Here is a 24,709-nt window from a genome sequence, read left to right on the forward strand (position 1 = left end):
CCTAGGACAATGGATGGAAGACCGACCATTCCCTAAGGCGAGGTTTCTTTGCTTTTGTAAGAATGCTGAAGATTAAATATTGCCACTGGATTTTTTAGCCTTTGATTGAGAAGTAAAGGATTGAATACTGTTCATTATTTTATCGCGAGTTCCCTTATTCTTCAGTAAATAGGCTACGCCCAATGCGGCAGTTGTAAAAAATGTTTTTTTTGTGTTCATAGTGATTACCTCCTTAGGTATGGTCTGTAGTTGCTTATAACAAACATACCCGAAAGCAATGCAAGCTAAACTATGAACCCTTTCATATAACGGTTAGGCAAGCCTACTTCTTCTTATTAACAGGTGTTGAGCAGCAGGAGAGGGGAGAATCTAAAGACGCTGCAGAACAGGTCTTGCCCTTATCACAGCCAGCGCAAGCGCCTTGCTTGCCCTTTTGCACATGTCGATAGATGATCCAGCCTGAATAACCGAAGATCAGAGTGACGATTAGAACATTTATCATTATGGTGCCCCACTTTCATTAAGAGAATCAACGAATTACAAGTTCTATGACCAGCCTAATAATCGCCCACCTTGGAAAATAACAAAAGATACGATATACGCCAGAGCAAGAGAATAGCCAATGGAGAAGAAAGTCCATTTCCAAGAGGCTGTTTCTTTTTTGATAACCCCTACAGTGGCCAGACAAGGAATATATAACAGGATAAAGGCCATAAAGCTGATTGCACTCAGCGGTGTAAAGACTTGTGAAATTTGATTCTCTAATCCAGCGGTATCTGGTGCGTGATAGATGATATTCATCGTAGACACAACAACCTCTTTCGCTAAAAATCCTGGGACCAAGGTAGAGCCGGCCTGCCACGTTCCGAAACCAAGCGGTTCCAGTAGTGGTGCAATCATGCCTCCGAATTTAGCTAGATAGCTATGATCCATTTCTACATCAAATCCGCCAGGACCAGCATAAGACATGAACCAAATAATGGCTGATCCAGCTAGAATAATCGTTCCCGCTTTACGAAGGAACCCTTTGCCCTTCTCCCAAGTGCTGCGCGATAAGGTTTTGATCTGCGGCATACGGTAAGGAGGAAGTTCGATGATGAAGACGGAGGATTCATTCTTGAATAAGTATTTAGAGAATACCTTACAAAGAATTAGGGCAAACACAATCCCCATAACATACATAGAGAGAACGGCAAACGCTTGTTGCTCAGGGAAGAATACAACTGCGAATAATGCATAAACAGGTAATCTTGCAGAACAAGACATCAGCGGCATTAACAGTGTTGTCAGCATGCGGTCTTTGGGCTGTTCGATGCTTCGCGCCGCCATAATGGCCGGTACATTGCAACCAAAACCAATGATAAATGGAATGAATGCTTTTCCGTTCAGTCCCATTCGTTCCATGGTGCTGTCCATCAACAAGCAGACCCTTGCCATGTATCCGGAATCCTCTAGGAAGGAAATGATCAGAAAGAGAATAAAGATTTGCGGAACAAAGACCAGTACGCCTCCTACACCGCCGATGATGCCATCCACAATCAATGCATGCGTGAAGCCTGAAGCTCCAATGGTCTGAAGCAGTGAGTTCGTTCCATCACTAATAGGGCCGGATATCAGGCCATCTACGATATCCGATAGGGGGCCGCCAACCCAGTCAAATGTTGTCTTAAAGAGAGCATACATAAAGAAAATGAATAAGGGGAGTCCCCAAAATCGATGAGTCAATACCGAATCTAATCTTTCGGTTAAGTTATGGGGCTTCTGAGCTGTCGTATCAAGGACTTCGACACAAATATTACGAATATACTCCATACGGTTCGAGCGAATCCATTGCGGGAGTGTCAGGGCGAGTTTTTTGATTTGTAGCTCACTCTGACAAGACTCGCAGATGCTTAGCAGTCCCGTAACATCTATACGCGACTTCAGAAACTGAAGTATAACCGGATTCTGCTCCAATAGCTGTAGAGCGACCCAACGGTGATTGGGCAGATCTTTTATAGAACGTAATTCCTTTTCTATAGAAGATATCGCTCGCTCGACGACCTCACCATAATTCAGCTTGAACTTTACAGCAGGAATAGCTGACGATTCCTCGAGGATGCTAAGCATCTGTACGCTGCCTTTACCGGTTCTTGCTATAAGTGGGAGGACGGTGACACCCAATCTTGATTGTAAAATGGTTTGATTAATATGAATACCACGCGCATTAGCGACATCAATCATATTAAGACCGAGTACAGTAGGCTTGCCATACTCAAGTAGTTGAAGCGTGAGCAGCAGATTACGTTCCAGCTGGGATGCATCCACGATATTGATTAATGCTTCAGGGGATTCTTCTATCAGATATTGGGCTGCGACCCCTTCATCACGGGAGAGTGGGTGCAGAGAATAGATCCCGGGCAAATCAATGAGCTTGCCTGCCCCGTTCTTCAGATTTCCGATCTTTTTCTCAACCGTAACGCCTGACCAGTTACCTACATATTCGTATGAAGTCGTTAATGTATTGAAGAGAGAGGTCTTACCTGTATTGGGATTGCCCACAAGAGCTATAGAACTCAAGATACGTTCACCTCAATCAGAGAAGCTTCTTTGCGGCGTATGGCGAACAGCTGGCCGTTACATTCTAGCGTAATCGGTCCCCAAAAAGGTCCCTTTCCTTTAAGACGGATGTTCACACCCTCTGACACTCCGAGATCAGCAAGACGACGGCGTAGAACGGGGTTCATTCCTTCTATTTTATGAATATTTCCAGCAGTGCCAGGTTGTAATTGCAGTAAGGAACAGCAGGTAGAAGTAGCTATTGTAATCCCTCCAAAAGAGATTGAGAATCAATCTCAACTGTTTTCTTGTAATGTAGCATTTTTAAGTGTTTGTATACTGTGACATTTGTCCCTGACCTACTGTGGTAATTACTTTAAAGTGCTAAAGGCGAAATACCTTTACAATTTATTCTTCATTAAAGTATGATTGAACGATATAAATTGCATAGTAAAGCTATGCTAGAGGTTATAATGATTGCAATAGCACATACGATGATTGCAGGAATTGAAGGGAGATAATTATGAAGACTAATCAATGTAAAATTGTTGACTGCACCATTCGCGATGGGGGGCTCGTTAACAACTGGGATTTCAGCGTGGAATTTGTGCAAAATTTGTATGCCGGCTTGAATGAGGCTGGTGTTGACTATATGGAAATCGGTTATAAAAACTCCCCTAAACTGCTCAAAGGAGCAGAAGGTGCTGGACCATGGCGTTTTCTAAACGATGACTTCTTACGTAAAGTTATCCCGCAAAAGGGACATACGAAGCTTTCCGCTTTGGTTGATATCGGTCGTGTGGATGAGAATGATATTTTACCTCGCAGCGAAAGTATGCTGGATCTGATTCGGGTAGCTTGTTATAGCAAAGATGTGGAGAAGGCCTTACAACTGGTACAAACCTTCCATGATCTAGGCTATGAGACAACGATCAATATTATGGCTTTGTCGAATGTAATGGAGAATGAATTATTAGAAGCTTTCGAAATGATTCGTGAGAGTGTAGTTGATGTGGTATACATTGTGGATTCTTACGGTAGTCTAGATCACAACGACATCAATTACTTAGTTGAGAAGTTCAAAACTCATTTGCCAAACAAACGCCTGGGAGTACATACCCACAATAATCTTCAACTCGCGTTCTCCAATACGTTGATTGCTGCTGAGAAAGGTGTAGAGCTGCTGGACGCTTCCTGTTATGGAATGGGACGTGCTGCGGGGAACTGTCCTACAGAGCTGCTAGTGACTCATTTGAAGAATACACGTTACACATTGCGCCCTGTAATTGATATCATTGAACGCCTGATGATTCCTTTACGTGAAAAAGAAGAGTGGGGCTATATCATTCCTTACATGATCACTGGAACACTTGATGAGCATCCACGTTCAGCAATGGCGCTTCGCGCATCGGCGGATAAGGATAAAGCGGTTGATTTCTATGATAAGCTTACAACACCAGAGGTTAACTTCGGAGATAAATAAACCTGTTGTTCAGAAGCACTGAACCCGTTCGTAGGGGGAAGTGCTTTTTTTTGAATAAAAATAAATTTCTATAAGTTTCTCTGATAAATGATTCTAATATTTTTCGCTAAAATACTTACCGTTCTAATAAGAAGCCTGAAGGTATTTTTGCTTGCCTGCTAGAAGAAAATGGTTTATATTTATGCAAGATTTATGAATAATCGCCATAAAAATACGACCTCACAAAAGAAATGTAACTTTAAAGACCGATCTAGCCGATATTTATACATAGGACAAGACTATACATAGTTGCTTAATAATCGACATCATTTTCAGACGCGAGGGATCTATGAGACAAGAAGAGAAAAAGACAATTCAAGCGGCTATTATAGGAGCCTTACTGTTCCTATTCATTCAAATTTTCCATACATCGTTAAACCGATTGGACAATTGGGAAATTATTTCTGCACTCTATCTCATTGTCGGCTGTTGTACTGTTGCTTTTGGATTTGCGATATTTGCACAGGGCTGGTTGTTCTTCTCTAGCAGATTATCTAAAGGAAGATTATATGTCGCAGCTCTTTTTGGTGGAATATGTATTATTGACTTCTTTCATACACTCGGCTTTGTAGCATTTCCATTGATTTCATCGTTTATAACCCCTGAGGAATCAAGGTGGCTGCTTACCTTTTCACGACTATCCAGCGGGCTGGGTATATTGTTTATTTTTAGTAGAGAAGATAAACCTGTGACCGTTACCGAAAAAAGAAATGTATTCAGAATCGCCTTCATGTTAATCGTGCTCTTCATCGTATTATTTATATTTATCCACACTGCAGTGCCTGAGTTATTTACTAAGCCTTGGATGAGTACACTTAAACAATTCGTTGATCTGGCAGTACTTTTTGTTTATTTAGCAGGTGTTGCTGTCATCGTATTTCCTGGGAATAATGAAAAGTCAGCCTCGCTGCTTGTTATTATTCGGGCACTTATCTTTTTCTCGCTAGGCCAGGCTTTTTTTATGACTCCCATAAGTGGCGGAAATATTGATGATCTCTTTGGGATGTTATGTAGCGGAATTGCTTATTACCAGTTGCTTACCGGCGTGTATCGCCTGACAATTGAAGAGCCATTTTACGAGAAACAGCTGGCCGAAGAACGGATCAATTATTTGGCGTATCATGATGATTTAACAGGACTTCCTAATAGACGTCGGCTGACACAGCGTGTAGAAGAAATGATTGATGCTGGAGAGACGGACACAAATGATCAATTCTCAGCTTTGGCCATTATGAATATTAATCATTTTAAGAATATAAATGACTCTCTGGGTCATTATGCCGGAGACCTTTTATTGAAATTGGTGTCTGAGCGTCTCAGTAATGAGGCTAGATCCAGTGAAGAGCTGTATAGTATGGGAGCGGATGAGTTTGCTTTTCTAATGACAGAAAGAGCAAGTCTTGGAGAATGCTTGGCACGAGCTACAGAGTTGCTCAGATTATTTGAAGCCCCCGTTAACATAGAATCTGGCGAGTACCATATCTCACTCAGCTTGGGGATGAGTATTTATCCTGGTGACGGGGAAACTGCTGAACATCTCATTCAAAATGCGGATACTGCTGTTCATAATGCGAAGGAACAGGGCGTGGAGATTCGTCGTTATATCCCAGCCATGCAGATGAAGGCAAAGGAACGCCTGAAGCTGGAAAATGACCTTCGAAGAGCGCTTGAGCGTGATGAATTCTATCTCTTATATCAGCCAAAGGTGCAGCTGGAGACAGAAGAGATTGTAGGTATGGAAGCTTTATTGCGCTGGAATCATCCTAAGCGTGGTATTGTCTCACCTAATGAGTTTATTCCATTAGCTGAGGATAGCGGGCTAATTGTTCCAATTGGGGAATGGGTACTGAAGACGGCGTGCCAGCAAAATAAACAGTGGCAGCAAGCAGGCTACCAGCCGATATGCGTCTCTATCAACTTATCTATGCGTCAATTCCTTCAGCCGAACCTGGCTGGTAAAATTCATACCATTCTGACCGATATTGGTTTGGATCCATGTTATGTAGATCTTGAAATTACAGAGAGTATGACCTTGGATAAAGAAACGGCTTTTGATCAGCTGAAGCGCTTGAAAGAGCTAGGTGTGTTCATTAGCATCGATGATTTTGGTACAGGTTATAGCTCATTGCACTATTTGAAGGATATGCCGATCGACAGGCTAAAGATTGACAGATCGTTTGTCTCCGAGGTTATGGAGGACAGTAATAATGCGGCAATAGTCTCCACGATTACTTCTATGGCGCATCATTTGAAGCTCAAGGTTACCGCAGAAGGGGTGGAGAACAAGGAGCAGCTGCAGTTTTTGCGTGAGCAGCATTGCCATGAAGCTCAAGGGTTTTTGTTCAGTAAACCTATTCAAGCAGCTGAATTTGAGACCTCATTTTTGAAAAAGGCTCCCCTTGGCGCTTCCTTGTAAAATATAAGAAAGTATAAGTTTCACACCATACTCTATGTCTTATATTTCGCATAAAAAAATGTTGATTTTTATTTATGGGGGTGATACAATATCTCTTGTACTCACTTTCCAATGCGGGTGTAGTTCAATGGTAGAACTTCAGCCTTCCAAGCTGATAGCGTGGGTTCGATTCCCATCACCCGCTCCATAATTTAAACTTTCAAATCCTTGCGATGCAAGGATTTTTTTATGTTTTGGTTGATGGTTTTGTCATGAACTATTCTTAGATATCAAAAAGCCAGGCTCCTCAATGAAGAGGAGTCTGGCTTTGTTATACTACCTGATTCTCTTAAACAGTCTTCAAGAACTCAACAATGGTGAGCAGTCCCTTATCAAAGTTCTCCAGGTTGAAATGCTCATCCGGTGCATGCAGGTTCTCATCATCAAGGCCAAAGCCCATCAGGACCACTGGTGCTTCAAGTACACGGGAGAAGCTTTCCATGATCGGAATGGAGCCACCGTCTTTGGTGAAGAGGGCACGGGTTCCGTATACTTTGCCGTAAGCGTCTGCTGCAGTTTGTAGAATAGGGTTCGATGGATCGATGTTAAAGGCACGTGCCTTCTCCATTTGCGTCACATGCACTTTCGCTCCGGTTTGAATATTAGCCTTCAGATGCGCTTCAACGGCATCAAGAATATGCTGTGGATCCTGATCGCCAACGAGACGGCAAGTAATCTTGGCATGTGCTTCTTTTGGAATAACTGTCTTGCTTCCTTCGCCTTGGAAGCCGCCATAGACACCGTTAAGTTCAAGTGTAGGGCGAGCACCAATACGTTCTACAAAAGAATAACCTTCTTCGCCGTATAACGCATCGAGTCCAAGTCCTTCGCGAATCTTATCTTCATTCACGCCTTGCTTCACGAATTCCTCACGTAGCATTGGAGAAAGTTCAGGTACACCATCATAGAAGCCTTCTACAGAAACACGGCCTTTGTCGTCATGAAGGGAGCTGAGCAGGGACACGAGAGCGTGCAGTGCATTCGGAACACCACCACCGTAAGAGCCGGAGTGCAGGTCTGTAAGAGCTGTAGTTACGCTCACTTCAAGTGATCCTAGGCCACGTAGTCCTGTGCAAATTGCAGGGCGACCACGTTCCAGCAGGGAAGTATCGGAGACTAGCACCGCATCTGCAGCCAGCTTCTCTTTGTTAGCTTCCAGGAATGGAGGGAGATTTGCGCTGCCGATTTCTTCTTCGCCTTCGATACAGAGCTTGATGTTAACAGGAAGAGTACCTTCTTGTTTCAGGATTGCTTCAATCGCTTTGAGGTGAATGAATACTTGTCCTTTGTCATCCGTTGCTCCACGTGCATACAGCTTGCCGTCACGGATCTCTGGTTCAAACGGAGGTGTAGTCCACAGGTTTAGCGGATCTACTGGCTGCACATCGTAGTGGCCGTATACAAGAATGGTTGGCTTACCCGGAGCATGAAGATAGTCAGCATATATGACGGGATGTCCCGCTGTCGGATGAAGTTCAATGTTCTCAAGTCCGGCTTTCTTTAGTGTGTCTGTCAGCCAATGGGCTGCAGCTAGTACATCGTCCTTATGCTCAGACAAGGCAGAAATACTTGGAATCTTGAGCCATTGTTTTAGTTCTTCGAGATGTTCATCCCGGTGTGTTGAAAAATACGTTTCATATGACATATTGTGTATGTACCTCCTTAAGTTTTGCTGCGCAAAACCGGCTATGAGCTTAATCGCCATGCGTGACCGTCTTGTTTAGCATTCTATAGGAATCATTATACTGGAGAACTCACTATGGATCAAAAGCGATTAGAAAGACGTCTTATCTGATCCTCGTGACCGGAGCTTTTTTTCGTAATTAATAGTTCCTTTCCGGTTGTTGATTACTAACAGTAACCATGATAAGCTGATTAAACTTAAGGGACAAGAAGGCACTATTACATGCTTGAGTTCCTATGGAGGTAACCACTTTGGAACATTCAATGGACGAACCCATTCGGCTAATGCCGACGCTAGAGGATTGCTCCATCACCCGCCAAATTCTCGACAGGGTTGGGGACAAATGGAGTGTGCTCATCATTGTTAATTTGGGTGCAGAAGCATTGCGGTTTAAAGAACTTCAGCGGCGTTCTGGTGGTATATCACAACGGATGCTGACCCAAACCCTGCGTCATTTAGAACGAGATGGTATAGTTTGGCGTAAAGTTACGCCTACGGTACCTTTGACTGTTGAATATGGTCTGACAAGTTTAGGAGAGTCCTTGCTGGATCCTTTAACTTCCCTAGTGGAATGGGTCAATAGAAACAACGCTGAAATCGCCAAAGCGCGTATAGGGTATGATCGTCAGCACGAAATGTTGGAGTAGCAAGCTAGGTGTACAATTTACTGGGATAGAGGATGGATTATTTTGCAAAAGAAAAGTGAAAAAAACACATTTTTATATACTTACACCTGTTCAGAGGACGAGTTATCACTATGTCAGATGGAGCTTCGTTGTCTTTTTGGAGAGGAAGTACCTTCTTCAATCTTTAAGAGTGAGGTAGAGGTGGATGTCAGCCGCAGTCCCTTCATAAAAGAACGAATTGATGTTATGTACGAGGGAGACAGCTTGCCTGAGATTTATGATCAAACGGAGCAGGTGGAGCTTGGCGGTAAGACATTTAAGGTTATTTTTGTGAAGACCAATGATCTGTCCCCTGCGGACAAAATAGAATATGATGAGCGAAGAGTGATCGAGCGGGAAATTGGGCTGCGTATTGAAGGGGAAGCGGATGTAAACCACCCTCAGTTGGTATATGGCATTGTTACTCTGGGCGGTCGCTGGTACTTTGGAGCTTATCATAAGAACAAGGCCACCTGGTTCCGTCAAATGAAAAAGCCGCGTAGCTACTCTATCGCGCTTAGCACACGTGTAGCCCGAGCTGCGGTCAATATAGCCGTTCCGAATCCGGAAGGTGTACGAGCCATCGATCCTTGCTGCGGCATCGGAACAGTAATGGTAGAAGCCCTCTCGATGGGAATCAATATGGTTGGACGTGACATTAACCCTCAAATCGCGATCGGTGCCAGAACGAATATTGCTCATTTTGGATTCACAAGTGAGGTTACGCTTGGAGATATTGCTGACATCACAGAACATTACGATGTAGCTATTGTAGATATGCCTTATAATCTATATTCTAGTATTACACCTGAGGAACAGTTTGCGATTCTAGTGAATGCGCGCCGGATTGCAGATCGGGTAGTTATCGTTGCGATTGAACCGATGGATGAGATGATCACGGAGGCTGGATTTACGATTATAGACCGCTGTGAAGCTAAAAAAGGTTTGTTCTCCCGTCATTTAATGCTTTGCCAGTAATCCTAATCAAGTTATTTAAAGGGGTGCAGCAATGGAGCAGAAATGGTTAACCTGGGCTAAAGAAATACAGGCCATCGCACAGACTGGACTAACTTACGCTAAAGATGTCTATGATATAGAACGGTATCAAGCTTTGCGGGAGCTAAGTGTAGATATCCTCGCTAATTATACGTTCGAAAGCAAGGAGAGAATAAGACTCTCCTTTGCTAGTGAGGGTGGCTATTCTACGCCGAAAGTGGATATCCGTGGTGTTGTTTTTCAGGATGACAGAATCCTGCTTGTCCGCGAGAAATTGGATGGAAAGTGGGCGCTTCCCGGGGGCTGGGGAGATATCGGTCTGTCACCGAGTGAAGTCGTTGTTAAGGAAATTCAAGAAGAATCAGGATTTGAGACAGAAGCAATTCGCTTGCTGGCTGTTTTAGATAAGAAATTTCATAACCATCCTCCGGAGCCGTATCACGTGTATAAGTTTTTTATTTTGTGCAGAATTGTAGGCGGCGAGGCGCTGCAAGGGGTGGAGACGAGTGAAGTATCCTTTTTTGCTGAAGATGAACTGCCTGAGCTCTCATTAGAGAGGAATACAAGTGAGCAGATTGAAACGATGTTTGAATATTTACGAAATCCAGAAAAAGTAGTAATATTGGACTAAGAATTTGCATATTATATATGACTTCCGTAAAGTGATGTTTTTAATGATGTAAATGATGGGTAATTACTATTATGTAAGCACTTACAATGTTGGTACTCTAAGCTTTTAGGTCGAGCGGTCTACATTTTTTCCTCTACTGTGACGATAAGAATTTTAGGAGGGGATCGCATGGAACAAGAAGAGTTGAGCATTCCATTGAAACAGGAAAATGTGGTGCGTCCTGCAGAGGGCAATATTGCCACTGGGCTGGTTTGGGGTATCTTAATCAGCATTCCGTTATGGATCTCTGTGATTGGCTGGATTCTGGGGTTTTGGCGCTGAGCCGTATTTTAATAATTATCTAACTCTATTAGTTGTATAGTATACATCAAAGGCGGTCTCTTCGTAACTGAAGAGGCCGCCTTTTTAGTTTCCTGCGTTTCTCAAGATTTCGAATATACCAGTCTAAAGTTCTCGCAAACTACCTTCATCTTTGGATCAAAAGGCTTCTTCAAAAACGCTAAGGATTCTCTGGAGAAGAACTTCTCATGCTCATGGCGCCACGACTCTAGCGTTCTGTCATCCTCGCCTTCGCTATAGGCAAAGTCAGCGCCTACCTCATCAAAAGGTGTAATTTGCACATCTGTCGTAACGATCACTGCTTGCGGATTACCACGGCCGTCCAGCAGGATACTATGTCGGCCAATTTCTGGTAAGGTCTCGTCACAGACTGCATAAATTTCATAGTTCGAAGCGGTTCCTGTCTTAATCCTGCGGATCACCAGATCTAGCAGTTCATCGGCCATTGGAGGACTGTCGCCAAAGGCCCAAGCCTCGTAGTTATCCGCTGCTTGTGGATGAAGCTGGGTGTATTCTTCCCAAAAAAGCTTAATCTTCGTTTCGTTGCTCATATCCGTCTCTCCTCATGTAATAATCGTTAGTGTCCCGCAGTTTCCATCCAGCCCGCATAGAGCTCATCTAGTTGCTCTTGCACTGCATCGCGTTCTTTCTGTAGCTCGGCGAGCTCTGCCGCATTGCTACTGATCAGTGGATCTAGCATTTTGGCATCAATTTCCCCAAGCTGATCCTCAACTTCGGCAATAGCCTTTTCCCAATCAAAGTGGATACTCTTCTTGCGGGAACTGGACGAGTTAGCCGTGGTGACATTAACATTCACGGAACGGTTCGATTGAGGCTTACCGGAGCGTGCAGTGGTTCCATCTGAAGAGAAAGGTTTAGGCTGATCAGGAATAGAGACTGGTACTGCTAACGCCTGTTCAGCTTGCTTCTCCTTGTAATACTCATAGTTGCCGTTGAAAACTCCAAATCGTCCACTTTCAATGGACCAGAGCTTATGGAACAGACGATTAATGAAATAGCGATCATGTGAAACGGCCAGCACTGTACCTGGGAATTCTTCTAATGCTTCCTCTAGCGCTTCCCGGGAGTCAATGTCTAGATGGTTCGTTGGTTCATCCAGAATTAACAGGTTTGGTTTACGATGCATCAACACAGCGAAACGCAGGCGGGTCCATTCCCCTCCGGATAGATTCGTGATGTCTTTGAATACATCGGCACCGTAGAATAGGAAACGTGCGAGCTGCCCGCGCGCTTCACCTTCTTCTAGTCCGGCCTCTTCACGGAAGTAGCGGAGTACGGATTGTTTGTTATTGTCAGGGACAGCCTCTTGCGCGAGATAACCAACCACGGTTCTTGAACCAAGCGTGCAGCTTCCGGTGTCTGGCGTCTCCTGACCTAATATAATTCTTAAAAGTGTACTTTTCCCTGCCCCGTTACCACCGATAAGTGCCGTAGTTTCTCCGTAGCGAAGAACTTCGTTTGCGTCTGTAAACAGGCTTCGCTCTCCATATGCCTTACCGATATCCTCCAGTATGACGACTTGATTCCCGGAGCGATCATTTTGCTGTAGCTGCAAATCCATCGATTTGCGCTCTAGAATAGGACGTTTAACCTTTACCATACGATCCAGTGCTTTTTGCATGGAAGCTGCACGCCGGTAAAAGGCAGGGTTTGGGGGAGTTCCCCGATTCCCAAATTCGATGAGGCGTTTGATGCTCTCCTGCATTTGCTTTATTTTTTTCTGTTGTTCTTGATAATCAGCAAATTGTTGAAGTAGACGTGTTTCCTTCTCTATTTGATAGCCGCTGTAGTTGGTATGGAAGGTAAAAGCCTCGCCATCCTCAATCTCGATCACTTTCTTGACTACAGCGTCGAGGAAGTAACGATCATGGGAAATAGCTAACACTGTACCGTCATAGCTCTGTAAGTACTGCTCTAACCACTCGATGGCGTTCATGTCTAGATGATTGGTTGGCTCATCGAGTAGAAGTACATCAGGTCTACGCAGTAGCAGTTCTGCGAGTCCGACTTTAGTTTTCTCGCCGCCAGAAAGAGAGGAGAAGAGTCGGTTATATTGCCCAGTTCCGATTCCTAGACCAATGGCAACTCGCTGAATGGTGGATTCAATTTCGTAGCCTCCTGCGGTCTCAAATTTATCCTGAAGGCTACCATATTCTTTCAGCAGCCGATTCCATAGCGTTTCATCCGTTCCGGTATTGAAGGTGGACATTTCAAGCTCCAGCTCTCGCAGGCGTTGTTGCCATTGCATAGGTTCAGCAAAGCTACGCTGTAGAACTTCATATACGGTTTCTTTTTCGTTAACCTCTTGAATTTGAGCCAGCATTCCTACTACACTACCTTTGCGAATTGAGATTTGCCCTTGATCGGGGCGCTCTTCGCCATTCAGTAAGTGGAAAAGTGTAGTTTTACCGCAGCCATTGCGGCCGATTAGACCGATTTTTTCTCCTTGGCGGATATCGAAGGTGATGCTATTTAGTACGAGCTGTGCACCGTGGTATTTTTGAACATTTTGGCATTGAATAATCATATATATTCTCCTTTAAGAATGCCCTTTGCACCGCCAGAACCCTAAATCGAAACTGGAATTCTGTAAAAAACCATAAAAAAAGACCGTAGGGAAATTTCCCCACGGCCTTATCATTTTCCGGTTAACTGATCCGTCCGGGTGATGGCAGGAAAGGCATTTCACAATTGTGTAGTGTTATTAAATTCATGGAAATGGACAGACTTCTCCCGTTATCGCCATTTACATGAGCAATGCCAGCTATCGCTTTAGGTAGCCGACTCATAACACTGTTGGTCCAATTGTGATCCATTCCTTCCACACCCCTTTCTTAACAAATTTAATGACAGTGTAAACAATAATCGGAAATTTAGCAAGTAAAAAGATGGCAGAGCGAAGTTTTACACTGCATAGAATATGAAATGTGGAATAATATGGTTCTATGTGGGAGGAGACAAGCCACTAAAAATAACAGATGAAAAGGGGAAGTTATATGGCGATTTTTGACGGATTGATGGGTAATGCATCACAAGTAAATCTAGCGGAGGTACAACGGGAATATGCACAAATCCTTGCCCCTCAAGAGAAAATTGAACGAGCCTACAAGTTGATTAGAGATATGTTTATTTTTACAGACAAACGACTGATTCTAGTGGATAAACAGGGACTGACGGGGAAAAAGACGGACTATCATTCCATCCCATACAAAAGCATCTCGCATTATTCCGTGGAGACGGCAGGGCACTTTGATCTGGATGCGGAGCTATGTATCTATATTTCCAGCAGCACTGTGCCACTCAAGAAGACCTTTAATAAATCCGTGAATATTTATGAGGTACAGGCGGTATTGTCACAATATATTTTAAAATAGTTTAGTTAGACCGTGTAGCGGAGTACCAGACCACCATAGGCAAAAGCGGCTAAGATGACTAAGGCAGGATGCAGCTTAAGCCGCTTGATGGCCCAGAATGCGATTGCGGCAATGAACAGTGTTTGCCAGATTCCGATAGAGTTCGTAGGACCTTTGACCATTGTCCAAGTGAGCGCAGCCATCATAACTGCAATAACCGGTTGAACAAGCAATGTCATCCCTTTCACTACGGGGGATTGCTTGTATTTTTGCATGACCTCTAACAGGATAATAAGCGCTACTGCGGAGGGCAAGACGGTTGCTAACAAAGCTACGATGAGTCCTAACCAGCCGTAGATATCATAGCCGACGTAAGCTGCGATTTTGGTAGCAATCGGGCCAGGCAGTGCATTGCCAAGTGCAAGCATGTTAGAGAATTGTTCATCGGTCAGCCAGCCGTAATGGGGAACGATTTCTTGATACATCAATGGAATAGAGGAAGGACCACCGCCGTATCCAAGCAAATTCGCCATGAAAAATCCGTATATGAGCTCTAACCAGTCCATCAATTTGATCCTCCTTGTTGTTGCTTCGCGATGATCCGGTAATGAACGGCTCCGTAACCTAGAAAAAGCACGATTACGAGAGCTGGATGTATGTGAATTATTTGTAGCAGAAGTAAGGCGAGAAGGATGAAGACAGCGCTGAGATATTTTCCTAGCCCTTTATAGGTTTTTTGCGCAAACTCATATGCCATTATTCCTAACATGACAGCAATGACAGGAGATACCCCCGCGATCATTCCAGCTACTACTTTTGAGCTACTTAAATAATTTACAGCCGATAACAGTATGATCATAGCCAGACAGCTAGGTAAAATATGTGCCAGAACTGACAGTGTCGCCCCCCTAACTCCTCGAAGTTTATATCCAAGATAAGCCGCCATTTTAGTAGCAATAGGTCCCGGTAGCGCGTTGGCAATCGCCAATGTCTCCCCGAATTCATCGTCGCTCAGCCAAGTGTAGCGAGTTACCGCATCATGCCGGATTAATGGAATCACGGAAGGCCCTCCGCCATAGCCGACAATCCCAGTTCTGAACATGGCGATAGCTAATTGTACATAATCTTTATGGATGGATATCACGTGAGACCTCCCCTTGTGTTTAGAGCCCATTCTATACAATTCATATGTGTGAAGCTACGAGGTTGACTAGAAATTAGCTAATCTTTGTGCATGAATCACAAAAAGAGGATGGTTATTTTGAGGTTTGGCGTAACCGATTGACAAGGGATTTTTATGTAATGTTAAATGACATTAATTAAGCGAGAAGTTTATAGGGAGATGGGGAACATGGCGGAGAAACCTGTAATAGGCACAAAAACAATGGTCGTCAGCCCTCATTATTTAGCTTCGGCTGCGGGTGCGCGCATTTTGGGAAAAGGGGGAAATGCCTTTGATGCGGCGGTGGCGGTTAGTGCGACGCTCGCTGTAGTCTACCCACATATGACGGGGCTTGGTGGGGATTCGTTCTGGTTGACCTATAGTACAGAAGAGGCGCGTGTCCGGGCGTATAACGGAAGTGGACGGTCGGGTTACGGAGTTCGCAGAAGTTGCTATGCCGGGGAGGGAGCTATTCCGAGGCGGGGGATCCGCAGTGCCATCACCGTGCCGGGGATGGTCGATAGCTGGGATGCCATGCTCAGCAAGTATGGCCGCTTAACGCTGGCAGAGGTGCTGGAGCCAGCCATCGGCTATGCTAAGAGTGGGTTTCCGCTGTCGCCGGACCAGCGGAATAATACGCTGTTTGCTGGAGCGGCGTTGTCGGCGGAGGCATCTGCGATTTATATGCCGGGTGGAGTGGCTGTGTCTGCTGGATCGAGATTTCAGCAGACACAACTTGCGACAACCCTGAGGACGTTGGCTGCGTGTGGACGGGACGCTTTTTATAAGGGGAAGATTGCTGAAGATATTTGTGATTATATGCTGGCAGCCGGGGGCTATCTCACACGGGATGATTTTGCGGATCACCAGGGGGATTGGGTCGAGCCGATTCATGCGGAATATCATGGACATAGGGTGTATCAAGTGCCGCCAAATTCTCAAGGGTTTACGGGGCTGATGAGTCTTAATATATTGGAGCATTTTAATTTCGGAGAAATCGAGCATGGTTCTTATGAATATTACCACTTGCTTGTTGAAGCGCTGAAGCTGAGTTTTCGCGATCGGGATAGAGTGCTTACAGATCCGGATTTTAGTGCTATTCCTTTGGTGCAGTTGCTGGATAAGAACTATGCAAGGCAACTAGCCTCTACGATCTCGATGCAAAAAGCGGCACAGCTGACAAGTCAACCTATCGGCAGTGATACGGCGTATGCTGCGGTGGTGGATGAGGAGGGGAATGCGGTCTCCTTTATTCAGAGTCTGTATTTTGAATTTGGCTCAGGTGTGGTGGCTGGGAATACAGGGATTCTGCTACAGAATCGGGGTTCGTTTTTCTCGCTTGATCCGAGCCATATCAATACGCTTGAACCGCATAAGCGCAGCTTCCACACACTGATGCCAGCCATGGCCTGCCGCGAGGGCAAACCTGTGATTCTATATGGTACGCAAGGTGGTGAAGGTCAGCCGCAGACTCAAACGTTGCTACTTACAAGGATGCTGCATTATGGGATGAATCCGCAAACGGCTGTAAGTGAACCACGTTTTGTATGGGGGAGAACGTGGGGGGAACCTACGCAGGAGCTGAAGGTAGAGGGACGGGTAGCGGATGAGGTGCTGGCAGATCTGGCGGGAGCCGGTCATATTGTCCGGAAAGTGGAAGCATATGACGGGAGCGTGGGTCATGCTCACGCGATATCCATAGATGACAATGGATATCGTAGTGGGGGGACAGACCCGCGCTGCGATGGCGCGGCGATAGGTTGGTAGGGTGAGATGCTCTGTCCGAATCCCCCAATTTGCTCCTTCCGTTATTTGGTAGGAAGGATATCGTGAGAGGATTCTCGGAAAGGCAAATGGGAAAATCCTAGTTTAACGGAGCGATAGGTTCTTAATAGAAATGACGGATGACGGGTTGATTATGATCAGAGAAGGAATGGTGAGGGGAGGAGGAAGGAGAAATGGTTCTGGATAATCGGTATGGCGCGTTCATAGATTCTGAGCTAACAGTCGGACGTTTAGGGAATGGGATATTGGACGGAATGACCTTTGCTGTAAAAGATGTGTATGCGATCGCTGGGCACAGCTCTTCCGCAGGTAATCCAGATTGGCTGCGGAGCCACAATCCCTCTACAGAACATGCGGCTGTAGTACGCCAGCTGCTCCAGTCGGGAGCGACGCTTCGAGGAGCGACTCATACGGATGAGCTGATGTACAGTCTGGGTGGTGAGAACCATCATTATGGAACGCCCATAAATCCCCGTGCCGCAGGTTGTATCCCGGGTGGTTCTTCTAGTGGATCGGCAGTAGCGGTAGCTTCAGGTAGTGTTGATTTTGCGCTCGGAACAGATACAGGTGGTTCTATTCGAGTCCCTTCCGCCTATTGCGGGGTGTATGGCTTTCGCCCGACGCATGGTGCTGTGAATATGGAAGGTGTGATCCCGTTATCACCGCAATTTGATACAGTAGGCTGGATCGCTGATCGTATGGATGTGCTCCAGAAAGTGGGGGAGGTTTTACTTGGAATTGGGCGCATGGATGAAAAAGTAACGATGAGCATAGATGGAAATTTAGAATTGAATCTAGATAACGGTAGGGGGAAAAATGAAGAGGAAGAATTGGAGAATAATATACAAAAAAACATAGAGGATCAGATACCAAAGAGCAAAGGAAATAATGTGGAATATAATTCGAAAAAGGATAAAGGGGATAATTCACAAAAGAAAATGGGGACTTTATTTGTCGCTACGGACTGTTGGGATTTGGTCGATCCAAAGGATGTGAGTGTTCTAGCGAATGGATTGAACCGCTTGCGGACTGGTGCTGATCATTTCCTCAAAACTGAAATAGCTCGAGAAGGTTTAAAAGTCTGGATGGATGTCTTTCGAGAGCTACAAGGCAATGAGATCTGGACAACCCATAGCGCCTGGATTGAGAAGGTGAAACCAGTTTTTGGGCCTGATATTGCAGCCCGGTTCTCTTGGGCTGCCAGCTTAGCGGGCAAGGACCATAGTATCGCTCAGAATAAGCGAAAGGAGATTTCTACCCAGTTGCGCAAGCTGCTGGGAGAAGATAATTGTCTTGTGATTCCGACAGTACCTGGTCCTGCACCGCTGCGTGGTGGGGATTTACGTCAATTGGAGGAGAATCGTAGTGGGGCGATGATGTTGAGCTGTATAGCTGGACTGGCAGGCCTGCCTCAAGTAACGTTACCTATGCTCTCTACAAATGGACTGCCGCTGGGATTGTCGGTTATCGCCGGACATGGTCAGGATCTTCGGTTACTCTCATGGGTGAAGGAGGTTTGGCGGCGGTCTTGAGATGACGGGACTTGATGGGTTTTGAGATGATAAGTGAAATTGGTTTTAAAAAAATGATCTCAATGTGATGAAGTAGGTTCAATAATGGTGTGTTAGAGTAAAAGATAAATTCAGCGCTCAAAAGTTGGCTTAAGACCAGTGTTTCAGTAAACACCTCCACGTGAAGAAGAAGAACGGTATAAATCCCGCAGAACTCAAGAAATTGGCTCGTATAGCTGAAAGGAAGGGTATAAATCCCGTAGAATGTGCGAAATTGGCCCGTATAGCTGAAAATAACGGTATAAATCCCGTAGAATGTGCGAAATTGGCTCATATAGCTGAAAATAACGGTATAAATCCCGTAGAATGCGCGAAATTGGCTCATATAGCTGAAAATAACGGTATAAATCCCGTAGAATGCGCGAAATTAGCCCGTATAGCTGAAAATAACGGTATAAATCCCGTAGAATGCGTGAAATTGGCTCATATTGCGGGGAAGAAGGGCGAAAATGCCCCGGAATCCAGTAATTCCGGCGGTATAGCCGGAAAGAGGGGTATAAATACCCCAGAATTCAGTCATTCCGACGATATAGAAGGAAAGAGGGGCAAAAATGCCCTACACCACAAAGGTCAGCGACACGCTCGCGTTTCATCTGAACACGCAAACAAAGCACCTTCTGTGAAGAAGGTGCCATGCCCCGTGCCTCGTCCAAGCTCTATTCTACGAATGCCTCGACTTCTATTTCTACTAACAATAGTGGATCAATAAGCGCTTTTACCTCTACCATGGTTGCTACAGGCTGAATATCTTTGAAAAATTCGCCGTGTGCTTTGCCGACTTCTTCCCAGCGTGAGATGTCTGTCACGAACATTCTTGTTCTAATTACATGCGACAAATCAGCATCTAGCTGGTTTAGAGCTTTTTCGATGGTATGTAGAATGAATTTCGTCTGCGCGTATGGATCTCCTACACCGACTATTTCCCCGTCTTGCATGGCTGTTGTTCCTGCGACTTCGATACGATTGCCGATTCGGATGGCACGAGAATATCCAACCACCGACTCCCAGGGTGAACCCGTAAACACTTGCTTTTTACTCAAAAGATCCCCTCCAAATCCATCCTTATATTGTCCGATCTAATTATACTACTCACACAAGTGATGTGAACTAAAGATTAATGATTCATCAGTTATGTTCATTTAATGTTATATTAAATAACATAAAAACCATTAAATTTTAATTCCACTCTATCCAAGGAGGTTCATTTTAATTATAATGTTACATAAAATAACATTATGAATTAGAAATGGTTCAATTGATCCTAAAAAGGAGGGATGGCATGCATCTTACGGTTGAAGAAGCGTTGTCCATTTATCCTTTGTCCGAGGCGAAGCTTATCGCGGGGTCCAAGGGGAAACATCGAATTGTGAAATCGATTAATGTGATGGACGCACCTGATATTTCGGATTGGATCAAAGAAGGCGAGATGCTGCTAACGACAGCCTATTTAATCAAGGACAATCTGGAGGATGCCTCTGCTTTGCTGCAGACGCTGAATCGAAGGGGCTCATCGGCCTTGGGTATTAAGCTGGGACGATTTTGGGATGAAGTACCGAAGCAGCTAATCGCAGAAGCGGAGAACCTTAACTTCCCCTTAATCCAGTTGCCGTTCCAGTTCACTTTTTCGGATCAGATGAATGGCCTGTTTCGCGCTGAGCTTAGCCGGAGCACTCACGTTCTGCAGAGCATAATGGAGAAGCAGAAAAAGCTGATGCAATTTGCCCTGGGATCTGTCCGCAGCCGTCCATTGTTTGACTCGGTGTCTGAAGTGATTGGCCATTCACTTGTAGTGGTTAGCGCACGCGGGGATGTAATCTATAACAATTCTGAATACCAGACCTCACAGTTGCTGGAGGGATGGCCATGGCAGAAACGGAATCAACGTTTTCGTGTAGAGGATCGTGCAGGTTATCGCACACCACTAATACAAGGAGAAAAGTGCTCGGGATATTTATTGTATTGTTCCATCGACCCTTTATTGCTCCCGGTGGAAGAGAGCTTGTTCGTTCAGGGTGCTGAACTTATTTCATATCATATTTACTCAGGATACGAGGATTATTTTGAACAGGCAGAACATAGGGAGTTCAGTGGATTGTTGAGACGTTGTCTAAATGGTAACTTATCTTACGCCGATTTAGCACAGGCTACGCTTGAATTGGAAATTGAACTGCTTCAGTCGCCATTTCAACTAGTATTAACTGATATTGTTGCGACTGTTGAAGAACGCCAAAGTGAGCTGCTTAGATTAAAAGAAGAATACACTGAACACCCCGTACTGCGGGATTTAAAGGCCATTCATGTGATTGTAGACCAAGGATTATTATCCATCTATCCGGCAGCTCTTCAGAGTCCTGAGCAATTTCGGGATGTAATCCAGGCTTGTTTTGACAACCTGAAGTTTGACAAGGGGTATTATCCACGAGCTGCGATAAGTAGTTGTAAATTGAAGCCGGATGGGCTGAAGGAGGCTTTTGCGGAGGTGAGGGAATGTATGGGGATGCTTCAGTTTGAGGGAGTGCATGGGAATGTTGTGCATTATCGGCAGCTTGAGCTTTCCTTGCTTCTTGGGCAAATCCCGACAGAGGTCATGGAGAAATATTGCAACGGAACGCTTAGAGGACTGCTTAGCCGTGAGCCGGAGTATGTGCGAGAAATGCTGCGGACGCTGGAGATTTATCTAGATAACGATGGGCATGTCAATGAGACAGCCAAAAAGTTGTTTATTCATCGGAACACGGCTACCTACCGGATCGAGAAGCTTAGTGAGCTCTTGGACGTCGATTTTAAAAAAATAAATGATCTAATGAGGCTAAAGCTAGTATTCATGTTTCGGAGGATGCTTGGGCGGGACTAAGGTCTAAGTTCTGGGTTGAAATGCAAACACGGAGGAGGGGAACCTCGTGAATACACATGAGATCGCAACGCATATTCAAACCCATCAGGCGCCTGCGGTGCTGGCAACACTGATTGAGGTAGAGGGACACTCGTATCGTAAACCCGGGGCAGTGATGTTGTTTTTTGAAGGGGGCACGATTGGGAGTCTGAGTCCAGGTTGTCTGGAGAGCGATCTGGAGCTACGTACCTCTGAGATATGGGAACGAGGGCTGCCCGAGATTGTGGAATACAATATGTTGTCTTCGGATGATCTGTCCTGGGGTGAGGTTGTCGGCTGTGGAGGCAAAATCAAAGTGGTGCTTGAACCCGTGCAGGGTCAGCTCTACAAGCTTTTGGTGCAGGCGAGTGACAGATTGGCTAGGGGAGAGAAGCTAATTCTGTTCCGCGAAGCAGTGGAGAACGGTTTTGCCTATAAGCTGGAGCTGGATCCAGACAATGAACTGCCGCAGAGCAAGAAACATCCGAAATTATCCCACTCGGCAAAAGAAAACCTAGCGGCAGGTCGCTTTATGGCCGCTCCAGCAGAATTGACAGCATTCCATACGTCTTTCGTGCCTAGACCGCGGCTTGTGATTTTTGGCGGGGCACGTGATGTGGTTCCAATTGCGGAACTTGCTGACAGAGTTGGCTTTCGGGTTGCGGTTGCGGATTGGCGCGAAGGAAGCTTGCACAATAAGTTTCCTCGAGCTGAACAAGTAATTTGTTCCCCTATGGAGGTTGTTCAGCGATTGGGCGTAGCTCGAGAGGATTATGTATTGATTTGCAGTCATCAACTTGGGCGGGATAGACAGTTCCTGGAGAGTGTGATTCCGCTTGCTCCTCTATATATAGGGATTATCGGTTCGAAGGCGCGAATATCTCTTTTACTGGAAGGGTTTGAGGCTCCTGCATCTTTGCATGCACCTGTAGGGTTGCCGATTGGAGGAGAAGGTCCGGAGGAGATTGCGGTCAGTATTATAGCAGAAATTATTCAAATTAGAAGGGTGGGCTCACGAGAGCTGCCCAAAGGAGCGGATAGTATTGAAGGTAGCAGGAATATATTTGGCAGCGGGGCAGAGCAGGCGGATGGGCGTGTCCAAGGTTTCACTGAAATTGTCGCAGGAGGTCTCACTCGGGAGCGTCGCGCTTAGTGAATTGGATCGTTGCAATCTAGAACCGCTAATCGTGGTAGTGCGTGCGGATGACAACTTGGAATGGCTGCCACCCGCGATTGAACCGCAAGGCTCCAGACGTACCGAAACTTGCTTAACCGCACATCTAGGATTGTCTTTTTCACTGCGCTGCGGTCTTAATGCGGTATTACCTTTACAGCCCGATGCAGTAGTTGTGGCGCTTGCGGATCAGCCATTTATTACTACAGCATTAGTGAATCGTCTAATACAAACGTTTGAACAATCTCCGGAGATGGACTATGTCGCTAGCGTCAGCAATGGGTCGGCTATGCCCCCGGCTTTGTTCTCGAAGACGTTGTTTCCAGCACTACAGGGATTAGATGGAGATCGAGGAGCGGCGGGGATATTGCGTTCACCTGATTATAAGGGGATTGTTCTGGAATCTGAGTCTGCCCATTATTTCATGGACGCAGATACAAAAGAAGATTTTGGTGAGATTCAGGAGCAATGGATTCTGAGAAATGGAAAGTGAAGTAAAGAATAGTCTGAAAAGTAATCTGAAACAGTGTTCCTTTTCCACCTTTGGTCATATAATATGACACGTAACTCACCTTACAAAAACCAATTAGTGCATTACACACAAAAAAAGTTCTGATTCTTATATTCATATACAAACGTATGTTATATAAATTTACGCCAAGGCCACCTCTAAGTATAGTAGAAGTACATTAATGGTTGCAGCCATGATGAGAGATGATTTGGAGGAGGAGAATTATGAAAAAAAGGGGTCAGTTCATAACATCTTGTCTTGCATTAATGGTTCTAATGACGGTGGCTTTGGTGGGGTGTGGCAGCAATAATAATACTTCTACAAATGCAACGGAGGCACCAGCGACAACTACAGCGGCAACAGAGGCAACTGCAACAACAGAACCGGCTGCAAAGAAACCGACGGTTGCTTTTGTTTATATCGGACCTCCAGGAGATGGCGGCTACACGTACCAACATGACCAAGGACGGCTGTATATGGAGAAGGAGCTGGGGATTAAAGCTGACTTTGTAGAAAATGTCCCTGAAAGTGCTGACGCCGAAAGAATCATCACAGAGCTTGCGCAATCACACGACATCGTGTTTACAACGAGCTTCGGGTATATGGATTTTACATTAAATGTAGCGGGCAAATTCCCCAACGTGAAGTTCCTGCATGCTTCGGGTTACAAAACCGCAGAGAACATGGGAACCTACTTCGGGAAAAACTATCAGGCCAGCTATCTGAGCGGCATAGCGGCAGGAAAAATGACCAAAAACAATCAGCTGGGTTATGTGGGCGCTTTTCCGATCAGCGAAGTGATTTATAACTTGAATGCTTATACCCTTGGAGCACAAAGTGTCAATCCTGATGTAAAGGTGAACGTCGTATGGACGAATACATGGTATGACCCGACGACCGAACGTCAAGCGGCAATCAGCTTGCTGGATAAGGGTGCGGATGTGCTTTTGGCCTATCAAGATTCACCTGCAACACTGCAGGCTGCTGCTGAACGAGGGGCTTTTGCCGGGGGAAATGACTCGGATATGAGCAAATACGCTCCGGACAATTATTTGACGAACCCGGTATGGAATTGGGGGCCGTATTACGTAAAAGCTGTGCAGGCAGTTATGGATGGAACCTGGAAGAGCGAGCAATATTCCGGTGATATGGCTGACGGTATGGTGGAGCTGGCTCCTTTCGGGAACAAGATCCCAGATGATGTGAAAAAGCTTGTCGAAGACGCCAAAGCCAAAATTATCAGTGGTGAGCTTGAGGTTTTCACAGGTCCGATCTCAGATAATCAAGGGAATGTGAAGGTTCAGGAGGGTCAGAAGCTGACCTTGGAGGAAGTGCTGGGCATGAACTGGCTCGTAAAAGGTGTGGAAGGAACTATCCCGCAATAATGTTTAAAAATAGGGAATAAGATGTGCACAATCTATGGGTGGGGC

General features: G+C 45.3%; 24 protein-coding genes and 1 tRNA gene. 14 read left to right on the top strand and 11 right to left on the bottom strand.

The features are described from left to right. Positions 1 to 72 precede the first annotated feature (72 nt). The 4 genes from MKX60_RS26025 to MKX60_RS26040 all read right to left on the bottom strand — a co-directional run bounded on the left by MKX60_RS26025 (position 73) and on the right by MKX60_RS26040 (position 2,822). Entirely contained in the window at positions 73 to 219 is a 147-nt protein-coding gene (locus MKX60_RS26025) for a hypothetical protein (protein WP_179085847.1), read from the bottom strand. A gap of 103 nt (positions 220 to 322) precedes the next feature. Continuing rightward, complete coding sequence (locus tag MKX60_RS26030; RefSeq protein ID WP_076286329.1) at positions 323 to 502, bottom strand: FeoB-associated Cys-rich membrane protein; 180 nt, start codon at positions 500 to 502, stop codon at positions 323 to 325. A gap of 44 nt (positions 503 to 546) precedes the next feature. Further along, complete coding sequence (feoB, locus tag MKX60_RS26035) at positions 547 to 2,559, bottom strand: ferrous iron transport protein B (RefSeq protein WP_340974700.1); 2,013 nt, start codon at positions 2,557 to 2,559, stop codon at positions 547 to 549. Then, positions 2,556 to 2,822: a FeoA family protein gene (locus MKX60_RS26040; RefSeq protein ID WP_331281439.1), complete on the bottom strand. Its 267-nt coding sequence runs from the start codon at positions 2,820 to 2,822 to the stop codon at positions 2,556 to 2,558. The genes feoB and MKX60_RS26040 overlap by 4 nt, the downstream gene beginning before the upstream one ends. A 239-nt stretch (positions 2,823 to 3,061) precedes the next feature. Between MKX60_RS26040 and MKX60_RS26045 the strand changes: the two genes are divergently transcribed. The 3 genes from MKX60_RS26045 to MKX60_RS26055 all read left to right on the top strand — a co-directional run bounded on the left by MKX60_RS26045 (position 3,062) and on the right by MKX60_RS26055 (position 6,663). Next, positions 3,062 to 4,021 carry an aldolase catalytic domain-containing protein gene (locus MKX60_RS26045; protein WP_170880320.1) on the top strand — a complete coding sequence of 320 codons (960 nt, stop codon included), beginning with the start codon at positions 3,062 to 3,064 and terminating at the stop codon, positions 4,019 to 4,021. Between the two features lie 328 nt (positions 4,022 to 4,349). Further along, positions 4,350 to 6,476, top strand: coding sequence for a putative bifunctional diguanylate cyclase/phosphodiesterase (locus MKX60_RS26050; protein WP_341061392.1), 2,127 nt, complete (start codon positions 4,350 to 4,352; stop codon positions 6,474 to 6,476). 113 nt (positions 6,477 to 6,589) lie between these two features. Next, positions 6,590 to 6,663, top strand: a tRNA-Gly gene (locus tag MKX60_RS26055). 141 nt (positions 6,664 to 6,804) lie between these two features. On the opposite strand, the gene MKX60_RS26060 is transcribed toward MKX60_RS26055, so the two are convergent. After that, positions 6,805 to 8,160, bottom strand: coding sequence for a dipeptidase (locus MKX60_RS26060; protein WP_341049650.1), 1,356 nt, complete (start codon positions 8,158 to 8,160; stop codon positions 6,805 to 6,807). 290 nt (positions 8,161 to 8,450) lie between these two features. Between MKX60_RS26060 and MKX60_RS26065 the strand changes: the two genes are divergently transcribed. The 4 genes from MKX60_RS26065 to MKX60_RS26080 all read left to right on the top strand — a co-directional run bounded on the left by MKX60_RS26065 (position 8,451) and on the right by MKX60_RS26080 (position 10,812). Beyond that, a complete protein-coding gene (locus MKX60_RS26065) occupies positions 8,451 to 8,846 on the top strand; it encodes a winged helix-turn-helix transcriptional regulator (RefSeq protein ID WP_081382709.1) in 396 nt (131 codons plus the stop codon). 42 nt (positions 8,847 to 8,888) lie between these two features. Further along, on the top strand, positions 8,889 to 9,842 hold the full coding sequence (locus tag MKX60_RS26070) for a TRM11 family SAM-dependent methyltransferase (protein WP_341061393.1): 954 nt from the start codon (positions 8,889 to 8,891) through the stop codon (positions 9,840 to 9,842). A 31-nt stretch (positions 9,843 to 9,873) separates the two neighbouring features. After that, positions 9,874 to 10,491, top strand: a complete 618-nt coding sequence (locus MKX60_RS26075) for an NUDIX hydrolase (RefSeq protein ID WP_042185753.1) — start codon at positions 9,874 to 9,876, stop codon at positions 10,489 to 10,491. 168 nt (positions 10,492 to 10,659) lie between these two features. Next, on the top strand, positions 10,660 to 10,812 hold the full coding sequence (locus tag MKX60_RS26080; RefSeq protein WP_156113065.1) for a hypothetical protein: 153 nt from the start codon (positions 10,660 to 10,662) through the stop codon (positions 10,810 to 10,812). Between the two features lie 101 nt (positions 10,813 to 10,913). Here MKX60_RS26080 and MKX60_RS26085 read toward each other — a convergent pair whose 3' ends face one another. The 3 genes from MKX60_RS26085 to MKX60_RS26095 all read right to left on the bottom strand — a co-directional run bounded on the left by MKX60_RS26085 (position 10,914) and on the right by MKX60_RS26095 (position 13,667). Beyond that, on the bottom strand, positions 10,914 to 11,381 hold the full coding sequence (locus MKX60_RS26085; protein ID WP_076298223.1) for an ASCH domain-containing protein: 468 nt from the start codon (positions 11,379 to 11,381) through the stop codon (positions 10,914 to 10,916). A 26-nt stretch (positions 11,382 to 11,407) separates the two neighbouring features. Next, the gene (locus MKX60_RS26090; RefSeq protein ID WP_076298222.1) at positions 11,408 to 13,378 is read right to left on the bottom strand and encodes an ABC-F family ATP-binding cassette domain-containing protein; all 1,971 of its coding nucleotides are present in this window, start codon (positions 13,376 to 13,378) and stop codon (positions 11,408 to 11,410) included. A gap of 121 nt (positions 13,379 to 13,499) precedes the next feature. After that, a complete protein-coding gene (locus MKX60_RS26095; protein WP_156114741.1) occupies positions 13,500 to 13,667 on the bottom strand; it encodes a hypothetical protein in 168 nt (55 codons plus the stop codon). 180 nt (positions 13,668 to 13,847) lie between these two features. Between MKX60_RS26095 and MKX60_RS26100 the strand changes: the two genes are divergently transcribed. Beyond that, positions 13,848 to 14,225, top strand: a complete 378-nt coding sequence (locus MKX60_RS26100; protein ID WP_076298221.1) for a PH domain-containing protein — start codon at positions 13,848 to 13,850, stop codon at positions 14,223 to 14,225. A 5-nt stretch (positions 14,226 to 14,230) separates the two neighbouring features. Here MKX60_RS26100 and MKX60_RS26105 read toward each other — a convergent pair whose 3' ends face one another. Together MKX60_RS26105 and MKX60_RS26110 are read right to left on the bottom strand one after the other, a co-directional pair. Further along, positions 14,231 to 14,770 carry a chromate transporter gene (locus MKX60_RS26105; RefSeq protein WP_076286319.1) on the bottom strand — a complete coding sequence of 180 codons (540 nt, stop codon included), beginning with the start codon at positions 14,768 to 14,770 and terminating at the stop codon, positions 14,231 to 14,233. Beyond that, positions 14,770 to 15,348: a chromate transporter gene (locus MKX60_RS26110; protein ID WP_445670772.1), complete on the bottom strand. Its 579-nt coding sequence runs from the start codon at positions 15,346 to 15,348 to the stop codon at positions 14,770 to 14,772. The genes MKX60_RS26105 and MKX60_RS26110 overlap by 1 nt, the downstream gene beginning before the upstream one ends. Positions 15,349 to 15,555: 207 nt before the next feature. On the opposite strand from MKX60_RS26110, the gene ggt reads away from it, so the two are divergent. Beyond that, a complete protein-coding gene (gene ggt, locus MKX60_RS26115) occupies positions 15,556 to 17,133 on the top strand; it encodes a gamma-glutamyltransferase (RefSeq protein ID WP_341061394.1) in 1,578 nt (525 codons plus the stop codon). A gap of 197 nt (positions 17,134 to 17,330) precedes the next feature. Next, positions 17,331 to 18,683 carry an amidase family protein gene (locus tag MKX60_RS26120; RefSeq protein ID WP_341061719.1) on the top strand — a complete coding sequence of 451 codons (1,353 nt, stop codon included), beginning with the start codon at positions 17,331 to 17,333 and terminating at the stop codon, positions 18,681 to 18,683. A gap of 695 nt (positions 18,684 to 19,378) precedes the next feature. Here the strand turns inward: MKX60_RS26120 and MKX60_RS26125 are convergent. After that, positions 19,379 to 19,762, bottom strand: a complete 384-nt coding sequence (locus MKX60_RS26125) for a RidA family protein (RefSeq protein ID WP_042185766.1) — start codon at positions 19,760 to 19,762, stop codon at positions 19,379 to 19,381. 239 nt (positions 19,763 to 20,001) lie between these two features. Between MKX60_RS26125 and MKX60_RS26130 the strand changes: the two genes are divergently transcribed. The 4 genes from MKX60_RS26130 (at position 20,002) to MKX60_RS26145 (ending at position 24,664) form a co-directional block, all read left to right on the top strand. After that, complete coding sequence (locus MKX60_RS26130; protein WP_341061395.1) at positions 20,002 to 21,576, top strand: PucR family transcriptional regulator; 1,575 nt, start codon at positions 20,002 to 20,004, stop codon at positions 21,574 to 21,576. Between the two features lie 46 nt (positions 21,577 to 21,622). After that, positions 21,623 to 22,747, top strand: coding sequence for an XdhC family protein (locus tag MKX60_RS26135; protein WP_076286315.1), 1,125 nt, complete (start codon positions 21,623 to 21,625; stop codon positions 22,745 to 22,747). After that, the gene (locus MKX60_RS26140) at positions 22,689 to 23,261 is read left to right on the top strand and encodes an NTP transferase domain-containing protein (RefSeq protein WP_175617362.1); all 573 of its coding nucleotides are present in this window, start codon (positions 22,689 to 22,691) and stop codon (positions 23,259 to 23,261) included. The genes MKX60_RS26135 and MKX60_RS26140 overlap by 59 nt, the downstream gene beginning before the upstream one ends. 242 nt (positions 23,262 to 23,503) lie before the next feature. Further along, positions 23,504 to 24,664 carry a BMP family ABC transporter substrate-binding protein gene (locus tag MKX60_RS26145; RefSeq protein WP_042185773.1) on the top strand — a complete coding sequence of 387 codons (1,161 nt, stop codon included), beginning with the start codon at positions 23,504 to 23,506 and terminating at the stop codon, positions 24,662 to 24,664. Positions 24,665 to 24,709: the final 45 nt, after the last annotated feature.

It is taken from the genome of Paenibacillus sp. FSL R5-0914 (assembly GCF_038004525.1).
Taxonomy (GTDB): Bacteria; Bacillota; Bacilli; order Paenibacillales; family Paenibacillaceae; genus Paenibacillus_AQ.